Source organism: Rugamonas sp. GW822-FHT03B10, from assembly GCF_058801745.1.
Map to the genome: position 1 here is coordinate 39,794 of NZ_JBXANP010000018.1, position 12,331 is coordinate 52,124.

General features: G+C 60.2%; 14 protein-coding genes. All 14 read right to left on the reverse strand.

The features are described 5' to 3' along the window. Positions 1-174 precede the first annotated feature (174 nt). Positions 175-846: a hypothetical protein gene (locus AC1RQG_RS22620; RefSeq protein WP_493134776.1), complete on the reverse strand. Its 672-nt coding sequence runs from the start codon at positions 844-846 to the stop codon at positions 175-177. A gap of 88 nt (positions 847-934) precedes the next feature. Continuing rightward, positions 935-1,276, reverse strand: coding sequence for a hypothetical protein (locus AC1RQG_RS22625; protein WP_493134778.1), 342 nt, complete (start codon positions 1,274-1,276; stop codon positions 935-937). Positions 1,277-1,284: 8 nt separating this feature from the next. Continuing rightward, entirely contained in the window at positions 1,285-4,227 is a 2,943-nt protein-coding gene (locus AC1RQG_RS22630) for a portal protein (protein WP_493134780.1), read from the reverse strand. A 58-nt stretch (positions 4,228-4,285) separates the two neighbouring features. Next, the gene (locus AC1RQG_RS22635) at positions 4,286-5,839 is read right to left on the reverse strand and encodes a terminase (RefSeq protein ID WP_493134782.1); all 1,554 of its coding nucleotides are present in this window, start codon (positions 5,837-5,839) and stop codon (positions 4,286-4,288) included. Then, positions 5,836-6,438, reverse strand: a complete 603-nt coding sequence (locus AC1RQG_RS22640) for a hypothetical protein (protein WP_493134783.1) — start codon at positions 6,436-6,438, stop codon at positions 5,836-5,838. Before AC1RQG_RS22640 ends, AC1RQG_RS22635 begins: the two co-directional genes overlap by 4 nt. A gap of 3 nt (positions 6,439-6,441) precedes the next feature. After that, the gene (locus tag AC1RQG_RS22645) at positions 6,442-6,717 is read right to left on the reverse strand and encodes a hypothetical protein (RefSeq protein ID WP_493134784.1); all 276 of its coding nucleotides are present in this window, start codon (positions 6,715-6,717) and stop codon (positions 6,442-6,444) included. A gap of 2 nt (positions 6,718-6,719) precedes the next feature. Next, positions 6,720-7,043, reverse strand: coding sequence for a hypothetical protein (locus AC1RQG_RS22650; protein ID WP_493134786.1), 324 nt, complete (start codon positions 7,041-7,043; stop codon positions 6,720-6,722). Beyond that, positions 7,040-8,446, reverse strand: coding sequence for a LamG-like jellyroll fold domain-containing protein (locus AC1RQG_RS22655; RefSeq protein WP_493134788.1), 1,407 nt, complete (start codon positions 8,444-8,446; stop codon positions 7,040-7,042). The genes AC1RQG_RS22650 and AC1RQG_RS22655 overlap by 4 nt, the downstream gene beginning before the upstream one ends. A 3-nt stretch (positions 8,447-8,449) precedes the next feature. Next, a complete protein-coding gene (locus tag AC1RQG_RS22660) occupies positions 8,450-8,971 on the reverse strand; it encodes a hypothetical protein (protein ID WP_493134790.1) in 522 nt (173 codons plus the stop codon). A 15-nt stretch (positions 8,972-8,986) separates the two neighbouring features. Beyond that, positions 8,987-9,406, reverse strand: a complete 420-nt coding sequence (locus AC1RQG_RS22665; RefSeq protein ID WP_493134792.1) for a hypothetical protein — start codon at positions 9,404-9,406, stop codon at positions 8,987-8,989. Positions 9,407-9,409: 3 nt separating this feature from the next. Beyond that, positions 9,410-10,063: a GIY-YIG nuclease family protein gene (locus AC1RQG_RS22670; RefSeq protein ID WP_493134794.1), complete on the reverse strand. Its 654-nt coding sequence runs from the start codon at positions 10,061-10,063 to the stop codon at positions 9,410-9,412. Between the two features lie 5 nt (positions 10,064-10,068). After that, positions 10,069-10,323: a hypothetical protein gene (locus AC1RQG_RS22675; protein WP_493134796.1), complete on the reverse strand. Its 255-nt coding sequence runs from the start codon at positions 10,321-10,323 to the stop codon at positions 10,069-10,071. A gap of 138 nt (positions 10,324-10,461) precedes the next feature. Continuing rightward, entirely contained in the window at positions 10,462-10,788 is a 327-nt protein-coding gene (locus AC1RQG_RS22680) for a hypothetical protein (protein ID WP_493134798.1), read from the reverse strand. Positions 10,789-11,739: 951 nt separating this feature from the next. Beyond that, positions 11,740-12,288 carry a hypothetical protein gene (locus AC1RQG_RS22685; RefSeq protein WP_493134800.1) on the reverse strand — a complete coding sequence of 183 codons (549 nt, stop codon included), beginning with the start codon at positions 12,286-12,288 and terminating at the stop codon, positions 11,740-11,742. Between the last annotated feature and the right edge of the window lie 43 nt (positions 12,289-12,331).

Genomic DNA, 12,331 nt, shown 5'->3' on the forward strand with positions numbered 1-12,331 from the left:
AGCGGGGCGAAATAGAGCTTACTAAATTCTTATGAGTCGGGGCCGAAGCCCCTTCTCTCCAACTCGTGGGAACCGGCTATTAGCCAGCTTTGCGCTGCTTCCCAGCAGTGCGTGTTACAGGCGAGAACATATCAGAAAAAATAGGCTATCGCAAGAATTTTCTGCCGAAAATTTTTAGTAATCGCCCAGGTTGACCCAGGAGATCGTGATCGTGCCCGTCACCGACAGAGCGCCATCGGCGTCGATGTCGGTCGTGGTCGCGAACGCTGCGTTCAGGTACACAGGGATCGCAGTGCCGGTGCCGTCCAGTTGCGCCGATGCCGCCAGCGCGTTGGTTGACGCGGTGTTGAGCGCCGTGGTCGCGGCCGACAGCACTTTCGTTGCCAGCGGCAGTTGGTTGACCATCGTGGAGGTCAGCGCGACGTTCGATGCGGCTGCCGATCCCAGCGACCACGTGAGCGAAGCGCTGTCGTTGATAGTGGTGGTGCGGTCCGACGTCACGGCGAATTGCAGCGAGCCGGTGGCGCCAAGGATGTTGATGCGGCCGGCCGGGAACGTGTAGAGCAGTTTGCTCGCGTAGGCCAGCGCATCGGTCACGGCCAGCGCCATAGCGTCGAACGTGAAGGTGGTTTGGTGCACGAAGCCATCAGCGCACGTGTCGGCGGCGGTCAAGCCGGTGACGACTTCCAGGCCATCGGTGACGACGGTGGCCGGCACGGCGGCGCCGTTCTTGCCAACGATGGTGAACACGCTCGTGTGCGGGCGGTACAGATTGATCACGTCATCGTCCACGTAATCGCTCTCACCGATAGCCCAGTTGCCGACGGCGTGGGATACGGTCTCCATGCGCTTCGGCATCGTCTGAACAGTGCCGGAGATATTCTTGACCAGATACATTTTTAGCTCCTGAAGTTTGCGCCTGAACGCGATTGGACTACCGAATGAGAACCCAGATTGCCGGCGAACCAGTGCCGCCCAGGGCGATGTAAAGGCCCGTGGTCAACTCCAGACCATCGGACGCCGGCGGTGGCGCGGTCAGCGTTCCAACGGCGCCGCCGAACGGGCTGATGAACACGCCCGGCACGTTCGACGTCGATGCCGACGTGGTGGGGATGATCAAGTTGGCGGCGGTTGCTGCGCTGTCGTCATAGGCCGTGATCGTGGTCGATGTTCCGGCGACCTGCGTGATAATTCCGCCGAACACGTCGCCGTGCGATATGCCGGGAACGATGCCGGTCGCGGTCACTTTGACCTTGCGCCAATCCTTGGTTTTCATGCTGATCCTTATGTCGGGGTGTGGTGCTTCTTGATGAGTTCGTTGAAGAACTCGGGGCCGAGCTTTTGCACCACATCACTCGGAATCACGAACTCGCCGGCCGAAACCTTGATCGGCTGCTTGCCGTCGACCACGGCGGGGATGGAATCGCTGGTGCCGCTGCCGGGGCCGAAGATCTGGCCGCCATTGGCGAAGCGCGAGATGCCGGCTGAACTGTGGCCAGCAAACGCGGAATCGGACAGCATGCTGTGCACGGTGCTGCCGCTATCCAGGCCGCCAGTGTTGAAGCTAGAACCAGCCAGCAGGTCATGCACAGGGCTGTCGTTGATCGCGGTCGGCGCCAAGCCCATCGGGGCGAGGTTGTAGCTGTTGAGGTTGTCGGGCTCGTTGTTCGGGTTGATGAAAGCGCCGCCGCGCGCAAGAATGGCGCGCGCGTCGCCCGTGCGGCCGCTCGGTTGCTGACCGCCAGACGCGTAATGCAATGCCATGCGCTCATCATCGTTCAGCCCGTCATAGCCGATCATGCCGCCATCAGCAAAGCCCGGTGCGCTGTCTGGCCGCATCGTCTCGATCCCGCGACGCTCGCCAACTCCGGGCGTGGCCGGCGCTGCCGGGCCGGGCGCCACAGCCGCAGCGGGCGCCGCTTGCGCAGGGTTGGCGGGCGACATCGGATCGGTATTGCCGCCCGGCGCGATCTGAACTCCAGTCCGGTTGTTCTTGATCGGGTTGAGCGCGATACCGGGCGCCGGCGCGCCGGTCGGGAAGTTCGGATCAACGCCGCCATTTGCGGGCGCCTGATAGCCGGCCGACTCCATCAGCGCATCGGCAATCGGCGCCACTTGCGGCACGGCGGCGATGACTTCGCCCGACTGCATCGCGGAGAATGCTGCTTCTACGCCAACCTTGACCGCTTCCGCCTTGATCTTGGTGATCTGAGCGTCGTTGAGTTGCTGTTTCAGGTCGAGCTCGCGACCCTTGGCCTCGACTTGCGCCTTCGTCAGCGCCTGACTCACGGCGTCCTCGATCTGCTGTTGGATCTCTTGCGGCGTCGGAACCTGCGATGCGTCCTTGACGGCCTTGATGACATCCTGCTTGTTCGGCACGTCCATCAGGCTCAGCAACTGCGGGAACAGCACGCGCTGGAAGTCCTCCGGCGCCGATTTGAACACTTCGGTGAAGGACTGCAGTTGTTGGCTGCGGAAAGACGGCGTGTGCGGCACATCTTCCAGCGTGACCTTCAACATTGTGCGCTGCACGTCGTTGTCCAGGTACTGCAAGCCAGTCTCTGGATCGTGCGCCGGCTGATTGAGCTTGATGGTGCGGTCCTCGTTGACCGCGCCGCCCTTGATCATCACTTCCTGCGGCTCGTTGCCCATGTCCTCGACCACCAGCGACAGCAGCAGTTCGCCCACCTCGGCGCGCGCCACGCGGAAGTTGTCCATCAGGTCGGCCAGCGACTGCGTGGACTGCTCGGCCAAGTTGGCGACCTTGACGCCGGAATCGGATGCGCTGGCCGCGCCCATGAATGCATTCTGCACGCCGCCGACGCGCTTGATTCCGTCGCGCGAGTCGGCCAGCATCTTGTACTGCTGCTCGTTCAGCGCGAAGTCACGTTCGACCTTGAACGTCGCACCAGGCTTCGCCATGTGGTCGGCATCGAGCACGATATCGGCGTCTGGTCGGGCGATCTCGCTGCGCAGCGTGTCGTCATCGTCCAGCGCGGCGCCGTCGGTGCGGATTGTCCGGACCGCCGACAAGCCCCAGCGAATCTTGGAGGTAGTCGCGTTGACGTTGTCCTGCAGGTACATCATGCCGCGAATCAGGCCGTATGGAACGCCGGTGCGGTCCTCGCGCTTGCCCCAGAACGGGACGTAGGGGAACTTATTATGCTTGTAGGGCGACGGCTCATCGGTCAGACGATGCGGGCCCAACCACCATGAGACGCGCACCTTGGAGATGACCGCATAATCAGGCGTCGCGGCGCCGGTCGCGGCCAGCATCTGGTGCGCCTCGTTCGCCTCGTCGTACTCGACCACGCGGCCATCCGGCATCTTCATCACCAGGGCGCGCAGCCAGATGCGATACCATACTTCGAACAGGCACACGCGGTTGTTGGTCACGTCGCGCCATTCCTGCTCCTCGAGCGACGATCCGCGCTCGGCAGTGTAGGAACTGGCCAGCATCGGGAATGTCGTGCCGCCATCTCCGGGAACAGGGCTCGTCACCGCGCCGTAGGACTGCGGAAACTCACTGCCACCCATCGACAGGTGAGTTGATTTCCCGCCGTCATTGGTCAGCATTGAGTCGTAGCCAGACCAGCCGCGCGAGGCCATCTCGATCACGTCAGCCTTGTTCGGGAACAGCAGCTTTGCCTGCTCCTTGTCGGTCCACTTGCGGCGCACCAGATAGCGGTAGTCGTCGGTGCCGTGTTTGGCCTGCGCGCGCCAGTCCCAGTAAATTTCGTTGCGTGGGATCGAAACTGCGCGATACGGGAAGTTGAACGGGTTGCTGTCGCGCGATACTTCGACCCAGCCGATGCCTACCGATGCCTGGCCGGCGAACGCATCGCCGCATGCCTTATCGGCCTTCGATTGGCGCTCGGCCGTGTTGAGCTTGTTGTTGAGCGCGGCGGCCACATCGTCGCCGTTGACATCGCTGTCAGGGATTACACGCCAATCGGTGCGGTGCTGCGCTTCCATGCCGAGCACGGCGTCAATCACCGGACCAATCAGCGGCTCAATCGCCGGCGGCATGCCGATGGCCTGCTGCTTGCGCAACACTTCGGAGTCCAGCTGGTTGCCGTCGCGGTAGTCGCACTCGCGGTCGGCGTTCTTGCGCCATACAGGCTGAGCCTTGATCTCGTCGTGCCACATCTGGAACTGTGCCAGCGACAGGCCAGCTTGGGCGGCATTTTCTCCGTCGTCGCCTTGCTGATCGAGTGCTGTGTTCATTGGCAGTTGTCCTGTTGGGGCGTAAAAAAACCGCATCTAGTGCGGTTGGTATCGGGTGTTACAGGCGCCAGTCTGGCGCGCGGCGCGGTCGGCGTTGCTCAGTGCGGCCGGCCATCGTGATCAAACCGCCCTCCTTCGCCTGGGCGAACTGGCGGAATGCGTCGGCACCTTCCGAGCATCCGTTGGCCTTGTTTGGCTCATCGATCCAGCGGTTGTCCTTCTGGCTGAACCGCTTGCGGTAGTTCTCCAGGCGCTTGATGCCGGATACCGTTCCGCATTTGCAGCCCTCCTCATCGAAGCAGACGGCCGGGAAATGCTTGCGTGTCATCTGGATGCCGGTGTTCAGGTCGGTGATGACCGGTACGATCACGGTGTTGTTGATGCCCAGATCGTTCAGCATTTGCTCCGTCGACTTGTTCGTGTCGCTCAGCCGCTTGTGCGCGGCGTCGTGCGGTAGGAAATGCTTGTTGTACAGGTAGTCGCGGCTCTTGATCTCTTTCGCGTAGTGCGCCAGCGTCTCGCCGTGCGCCTCGTAGTAGCCGATGAAGCGGTCTTCCATTCCGACCTGCTGATGGAACCAGATCGCGCAGCCATCGCTGTTGCCGATGTCCCAGAAGGTGTTGACGGGGATATCGAGCCTCGGGATGCGCAGAATGCGCCCTTGCTTGCGCGCCTGCGTCATCTGGGCCGTGTAGTAGCATCCCTCCGACGACACCTCGAAAGCCTCGTCCGGCGTGCTCGGGTACTCCTGCAGCATGTTTTCCTCGCTGCCCACGAAGTCGGCCTCACGCGTCGCCACGTACCAGGCGCGCTGCTCGGCATCGATCTTCGTGCTCATCTTTGCTTCGATGGAGTCGAAGTATTCGTTGTCTTTCTCGGAAACGATGACTGTGTGCGCCGCCATCCGGTAGCGCGGCTCATCCCACCAGGGATAGAAGTGGAAGCGCCAGTCGCGCCCCGTCAGTTCTTTTCCTGCGTCATGCATTTCCATTGCCTTCTTGGTCAGATCATAGAAGCGCCCCTCGGCGCCCTCGGCCGTGCTTTCGATGACCGTGATGCCGTTGAGCGGGACTGATGGGATCGATCCGGTCATCACCTCTTTAGCCTTGAGGGGGAACTTGGCGCAAATCTTGCCGAACTCGGACACGTGCAGCCGGTGGATCGTCCCGGAACGCATCGAGGTCGCCACGCGGATACTGCTGTTGTTGTGCGCGAAAAGTAGTTCTGAGGCGTTATCCGCAGCCAGCGGCATCCGGGCCCGCAATTCCTCTGGCAGGTTGTCGTATGCGAACTTCACCTTGTCGCGGAAGATGATGCCGGCCGAGTCGCGATCCTGAGCGATGATGCCGCAGCGGCTGTTCGCGTTGAACAGCGCGTGATCCAACCACACGATACAAATCAGCGTCGTGAAACCAAGTTGCCGAGCCTTCAGAATGATGTTGCGATGATGCAAGCGCGAGATGAATTTGCGCTGCGCCCGGTTCGGCTTGAACTCCACCACCAGATCATCTTCATCACCATCACCTTTGATGATGATCTTGTACAGATGGCTGATGCGCCAGATCGGGTCCGCCATGTTCTTGGCGAACTGCTCCAATTCGGCGTTGTTCATTTTGCTATCGGGAGGGACGATCCGTTGATTTGTGCAAGAAGGTCACTCAGGCTATCTGCGGCCGCCGGCGCCTCATCCTTGATGTTGAACGCCTGGCGCTCGAGGCCAACCCATGTTTTCGTGGCGGTTGCTAGATTGACCGCGACACTTGCATGCGTCCCGAGTGACACCGCGCGCATCAGGCGAGTACGGCGCTCGGGTGACTTGTCTTCCGAGCACATCTCTTCGATCTGATCTTCGAACTCGTCGCGCCGGCCGGCAACGTCGATCAATTGCTTCGTCAGCAACTCTACCAACTGTTGGCCCTGCGTGATCGCCTTGCGATGCGAGCGCACGACGTGCACAACGGTCGCTGCGGCTTCCTCGACAATCTCGCGTTCGGTTTGCGGGTTTGCAGTGCGAACCTCGCTGCGAACCAGTTCAGTGCGAACCTTCTCATTGACGCGATCCGTCAAGTCGCGCTGCCACCCTTCGCCCTTTGCCTTCTTGCGGATTGCTGTATCGGAAACGCCGTGAGTCTTAGCGATTTCACGGATCGAGAGAATGCCGGCGCGGTATGCGCGCTCAATTGCCTCCCAATCAATGCTATTGCTACTCATGCTTTACCCCGGAAGCTGCGGGGAAGTCTTAGCCTTAACCGCATCCAGCGTGATCTCGCCTTCTGGGAAGTGATCAGCCAACACGGACGCCAACAACACAGCAATGGCAATGCCTTCCGCATCCGGCGACAGGATCGCCACGGGCTTGGCGCGCGACTGCGCGATATCCTCATCGGTCGCGTTCCGATACAGTTCCAGCGGCTGGCCTTCCGCGCATGGCTCGGCGATGGTGCAGTTGCCGATCTTGAGCGCGTTGATTGCCGTGATTGCGTTTTCCATCTTCAATTCCTTGTTTTGGCGATGCACTCGACCGCCCAGGCTGCGTGCAGGCCGGAGCCGCCGTCAGCCGTGATCGTTGCCGTGTAGCGCGCACCAGGGGTCAGGCTCAAGCCGTAACCAAGCGTTGCCCGGTAGGTGCCGCGACTCGATGCGACGTAGGCCATGGCGAGTGGCCACGAGCCGCCGGTGACGTTCGCGCCGGCGGCGTCCTTCAGCGTGACTGACATGGATGCGCCGTTCAGGTCCGCGCCGGTCAGGTCGCTCTTGAGAGCATCCACTTCGAGGATGTTGTCGTTCCCGACATACAACGTACTGATGTTGCTCATGTCGGCCTCGCATCGGTTCGGCCACGAACTGCGGCACTCGTTTTGTATATCGCGCCGACTGCGGGGCGAATCCTAATTCTGGCTGTTATGGTGCCAGTGCCGGGAGCGAACCGCGCCCCGCCAATCGACTGCGCCTGGCTCGTCGCGCTAACGGCGTCTACGGCAGTTGCCGCGTGCGCTGCGACAGACTGGCCTTGCCGGCTGGCTATCGCGGCGGCGGCCGAGATGCCACCCACTGCAATTGCCTGCTGCCCTTGCTTGGTGCCGACCTGCGCATCCGCGCCGATAGACCCCGTAGCGACAGCTGATTGCGCCTGCCCCGTCGTCGCTTCGGCGTTCAACGCATCCGATGCACCCCCGGCGCCGGCCGCGCTCTGGGCCTGACTGGAACTCGCCACACCATCCGTCGCTATTGTTACGGCGGCTTGGGTGCTCTGCGCTTGAGATGCGCTCGATGTGACGCTGGTGCTTACTGCGGTGCTTGCCGCGACCGACTGGCCCTGCTTCGTGGCTCCGGATGCGGCGCTTGATATGCCGCCGGCTGCCGCCGCGCTTTGCGCCTGGCTACTAGCGACACCGGCAGCAGATGACAACGCCGCACTAGCGGCGGACGTCTGTCCTTGCGATGTGCTTGAGGCGGCGCTGATCCCCGGCGCCTGGCCAGGGAGCGCTAGCGTCGACTTCGCGCCGATGAACAACTGATATGGATCGCGCGTCAGTTCCACCAATTCGGCGCGCGACAATGCGCGAGGCCACGCGGCGAACAGGTAGATTTCGCAAGGGCGCGCCGATTCTTGGCTATCACCCTTCTTCGACAGCAGGAAAGTGGTTCCGCTGGTGCCGAAGGGGGCTGTGGTCGTGGTGGAACTGACGTCGCATCCATCAAGAGCTAACGCAGCATTCGTTCCGTCATACGATACGGCGGCAACAAAGGTCTTACCGACTGTGACCTTGGGCCCGGCTGCAATCGATTCACTGACAATATAGTGATTGTCATATACGAGCAGCAGGCGGCCGGTTGCGGTATCGACACCGAATTGCGCGCTGCCAGTGGAACTCCCCACGGTTGTAGAGGTTTCCGAAATCGTACTTGTGACCGACGCGAACGCATCGAACCGGACTATGGCAAGCTGCGTGAACGCGGCACTTTTCAGCTCGGCGTGCGAGCCAAGATTCAGGTAGTCGGATGTGCTCGAACACCGTACACCGCTTGCCCCGTTGAATTTACCAACCGTCGGCGAGCCAACGAGCGCCATCTTATACGCCGGGAGCGAGCCTAGAGAATTCTGGCTGCCATCCATGGGGTAAACGATCGCCCCATTGGCAAAATTGTTGCTGCGGTTGAGTTGTAGACCAGCCTCCGGCTTACGCTTGGCACGGCGCGGGCCGAGTATCCTGGCCATGGCTTACACCGTCTGCTTCTGCACTCGGTGGTAGCAAAGTTGGTGATTGCCTCCGGTGGAATCCAGATTGACGGCAGTGCTGTGTACCACCACCACCGACCAGAATGGCGGCAAATCGCCAAACAACGATGCGAGCGAGGTCGGCGGCATCGAGTAGACGCGGCCGGTCGTGTTGTCTACGGTGGTCGACCATGCCAGGCGCAGCGAGGAGAACTTCACGTTGTCGCTCGTGAGCGTAATCGCAGCGTCGGATCCGGTCACGGTGTCTGGATAGGTCGCAGTGCCGGACGCGATCGACGTCGGCGCCGCAACCCATACCTCGATTTTCGTTCCGGCGGTCGGGCTAGTGCCCGTCTTGAAACGGCCGGATATCAGGTGATCGAGGTCCAGATTAGTGCGGTTGTCCACAGCAGTGGATTCGCGGCCGACGAGCAGCGTCGAGCTGGTGGCCAGCGAGGCCAGCGTAATGGTCAGGTCAACCGTGTCCGCGTTCGAGGCCGGGTATTTCTGCTTGATGTCGGACATGCTATCTCCCGCTGATTACAGGCCGGAGCTCGACTGCAGCACGTCGTGCGTGAACGACGAGCAGGACACGGTTTGCGTGGCCGTAATGGTCGTCGTGGACAGGATCATGTTCGCGGTCGCCGTGCCAACCGAGCCATCCATCACAACGGTCGTGCCGTCAGATTTCAGGGCACGGAACCATGACGCCGTGCCGCTCGCCGCCGCCGACGATGCGGCAGTGATCGCGTTGAAGGTCAGCACGCCGCCAGATGCGGAAGGCGCGGCGGTCGCGTTGAAGCGCAGTTCGGCCAGCAACACCTGGCTTGTAATCGCCGTGTCGGCCGTAGCGGGCTGCGCGCCGTCGTATAGGCGTAAATACCCCGAATTTAGTAGGGTCGCCAATGAGTTGGCTTGCGAGTTGACCGTAGCGGCGGCTATTTGCGTGTTCAGTGCCATGATTTACTCCGTATTAAGTTGTTCCAACTTGGCCAACTTATTAGCCAATCTGGACGCAGTCCTTTTGGCGATTGTTTCGGCAGATACCTTCTTGCCTTTATGGGCGGCAGATATTTTCATCCGCGCCTCAAGCGAAGGCGTTTTCCCCATATTCGCTGCGCTCAACTTACGCTTTGTTTCTTCCGATCTTGGCTTGCCAATTTTCGATGCCGATATCTTTGCACATCGCTCTGGTGTAAATGGCGCGCATACTCGACCTATCTGCGCTTTCCCTATATTCGCCCGCCACTCTGCCGACATCACTCGCCCCTTCAGCGCCCTACTCATGTTGGCCTTATGCTGCTCCGAGCTTTTCGCGCCAAGCCTACTGCCAGCTGTTGGGTTTATGTTGTATCCGGTCTTCACCGCCTCATATGCGTCCAGCGCCCGCTGCTCATACATCAGCAACTGCTCTGGCGCGCAAAGCAGTAGCGCCTTAAACTCAAATGCGTCGGGGCCGTACTTCACCCATGCACGCTGCAATTTCTGACAGTGGTGAGTGCTGCAATTCAATTGAGTGCGGTGCTTGCTCCACCGCCGACCCATGTTGATTGCGCTGCCGACATATACCTTGCCGTTGACGGCGTTCCTGATGGTGTATATGCCGCTTGCTTTCATCCCCGTTACAGATCCAGGGCAGCCATCGCGGCGTCGGCCAGCGCGGTCAGCCGCGCAGCCTCGTCGGCATTCGACAGGCCGGCAGCGAAGGTCTTGATCTCGTTGATCGCGGCCACGGTAGGCTGCAGCGCGGCCAGCGATGCCTGATCGGCAGCCAGGGTCGAATTGGCGGTGGCCAGGGCTGCGTTCGCGGCGTCAACAGCGGCCTGGGCAGCGGTAATAGCCGCCTGGTCAGCGGCGATTTTGTCTTGGAGCGACATGATTTTCCTCTTGCGTGAGCCGCAGAAAAGGCGGCAGATGAAATTTGCCATTACTGGCCCTGGAATAAAAAAGCCGCCGGCGACTGGCGCGCGGCGGCAAAGCTGACGCTTGGTAGCGGCAGAGGAGACGCGGCTAGATCAGATCTGCATGTGACTCAGGATGCGATCCAGATCGGAATTGACGCTTTGAACGCGCTCAACTTGTTGCTGGATGCGCGCCGCAATTGGGACAAGTGAAGACATCTTCACGCCGCCAGACTCGCCAACGGGGTATTCCAAGCACCCAGTAATCGGTTCAAGTCGCTTCAAGAGAGCTTGAATAATGTCCTGCTGCGCGTTCAGCGCGTATTGCATCTGGTTCAGTTGGTCATGAACCTCGCCGGTCATCAAAGGCTCTGGCTGGATAGCCCTTTGACCACCTACGTTGTCATATTGGGATTGTTTTACGGTATTCAGACTCGACATGCTGTTCTCCTGTGAAGTTGAGGGTAACGGGCCTTCACAGGCTTTAGACTTGAATTGGTGCCGGTTACAGCGTCCGGCGTCGTTCTGCGCCCCGATTGGAGGTCGGGGCCGACTGTGCGGTTAAAACCGCCGCTCAAGTTGCTATGTCATTGAATGGCTAATTGATGCGTTAAGGCATCGCCAGTGCCAAGCTACCCGCTGCCTCGATGGCTAATTGCGCGGTAAGCCGCCTTCACAATATTCAAGTGCGTTTTTCGTGTACGCCTCACGTCTGCCTGCGCCGGTACCGGCCAAGCAAATTCTGTTCTGGTGCCAGGACGGGACTCGAACCTGCGCACCCGGATTATTAGACCGGAGCTCTCCCTGTTGAGCTTTACCTTGGCGTTAATCTCTGTCGCTGCGATCTGGCCGGCGATTGGCTGGAAGTAGCCACCAACCTAACTCGCGCCTGATCTCGTCAGGTGTGGGCGGCGGCTCTAGCTGCTCGTGCGTGCGGCGATCCATGTACTCGCGCACCTCCTGTTTCGTCGGGCGCTTTATATTGGTCATGGCTGCCTCGCAAAGTGGCGCCGGAAATGAAAAAGCCACCTCTAGGGCGGCTTTTGGTTCGTTGCAAAACTATCTGTTATGTCAACTACAAATTTCAGGGCGAACAAGGCTTAAGCAACTTGTTTCCGATAAACCGGCTGTTCTCGAATATCGGCGGCCCTAGTCCTGCTGAGCGGTGAGGCTCGCGCCTACATTACGCGGGGCAGAACGAATGTGCAAATATATTAGCCTTTTTCCTTGCGGTTTACAACTTAAAAACACATCGCCGGTAATTATTTTTGCTTGTCTCGTTTTTCCGCTCGTATTCCGGAGCATCCCATAACGCGGCGCGGACAACGCCATTCTTCCCGCCAAATCGAGCGCGCAGCTTATTTGACCAGCGCCGAACTTCTTTTGCGCATCTCATGCCGCCCTCCAGAGCCGCCCAGCAGCGCGCGATCCTTGCGACTGGAGAATGCCCTCCAACTCGCCGGACATCTGCTGCGCACGCTCAACGATCAGTCGGCCACCAGTCATCGGTTGAAGCTTAGACCCCTTGCAGGCTGGACATGTATGTTGATTTGTCTGGACGCCAGTCCCTTCGCAGGTAGTGCAGCGACTGTCGAGCCAATGCGCCAAAGAAATTTCTGCCACCTTTTGATAGAAAGTCTCATTGGCGAGCACATCCCACTCCGTGCGCGGAACCGGAAGCCAGCCGCGCTCCTTGCCCTTGCGGCGCACCTCGACAGTCCAGATGCGCAGCGCCTGTGCGATGTTGATGGCGCGGCCCTCGAAATCCTTGTGCACGATACCGTCCACGAATTTGATGCGCATCAGAAGCGCGCCGAGATCACGATTCGACGCGGCCATGCTTGCCAAAGCCGACGCGCAAAGCGCCTCAGTCTTGCGGTGAAATGCATCATCCATCAGGTTGCTGGCGTTGACTGAATCTGCGTATCGTTCGGCAAACATGAGCGCTCCTTTCGTGAACAGGCGAAGGTTAACACCATAGAGA

Excerpts from the sequence above, each read along its gene's own strand:
- AC1RQG_RS22620 (WP_493134776.1), bottom strand. The coding sequence starts at position 846 with ATGGAGACCGTATCCCACGCCGTCGGCAACTGGGCTATCGGTGAGAGC.
- AC1RQG_RS22625 (WP_493134778.1), bottom strand. The coding sequence starts at position 1,276 with ATGAAAACCAAGGATTGGCGCAAGGTCAAAGTGACCGCGACCGGCATC.
- AC1RQG_RS22630 (WP_493134780.1), bottom strand. The coding sequence starts at position 4,227 with ATGAACACAGCACTCGATCAGCAAGGCGACGACGGAGAAAATGCCGCC.
- AC1RQG_RS22635 (WP_493134782.1), bottom strand. The coding sequence starts at position 5,839 with ATGAACAACGCCGAATTGGAGCAGTTCGCCAAGAACATGGCGGACCCG.
- AC1RQG_RS22640 (WP_493134783.1), bottom strand. The coding sequence starts at position 6,438 with ATGAGTAGCAATAGCATTGATTGGGAGGCAATTGAGCGCGCATACCGC.
- AC1RQG_RS22645 (WP_493134784.1), bottom strand. The coding sequence starts at position 6,717 with ATGGAAAACGCAATCACGGCAATCAACGCGCTCAAGATCGGCAACTGC.
- AC1RQG_RS22650 (WP_493134786.1), bottom strand. The coding sequence starts at position 7,043 with ATGAGCAACATCAGTACGTTGTATGTCGGGAACGACAACATCCTCGAA.
- AC1RQG_RS22655 (WP_493134788.1), bottom strand. The coding sequence starts at position 8,446 with ATGGCCAGGATACTCGGCCCGCGCCGTGCCAAGCGTAAGCCGGAGGCT.
- AC1RQG_RS22660 (WP_493134790.1), bottom strand. The coding sequence starts at position 8,971 with ATGTCCGACATCAAGCAGAAATACCCGGCCTCGAACGCGGACACGGTT.
- AC1RQG_RS22665 (WP_493134792.1), bottom strand. The coding sequence starts at position 9,406 with ATGGCACTGAACACGCAAATAGCCGCCGCTACGGTCAACTCGCAAGCC.
- AC1RQG_RS22670 (WP_493134794.1), bottom strand. The coding sequence starts at position 10,063 with ATGAAAGCAAGCGGCATATACACCATCAGGAACGCCGTCAACGGCAAG.
- AC1RQG_RS22675 (WP_493134796.1), bottom strand. The coding sequence starts at position 10,323 with ATGTCGCTCCAAGACAAAATCGCCGCTGACCAGGCGGCTATTACCGCT.
- AC1RQG_RS22680 (WP_493134798.1), bottom strand. The coding sequence starts at position 10,788 with ATGTCGAGTCTGAATACCGTAAAACAATCCCAATATGACAACGTAGGT.
- AC1RQG_RS22685 (WP_493134800.1), bottom strand. The coding sequence starts at position 12,288 with ATGTTTGCCGAACGATACGCAGATTCAGTCAACGCCAGCAACCTGATG.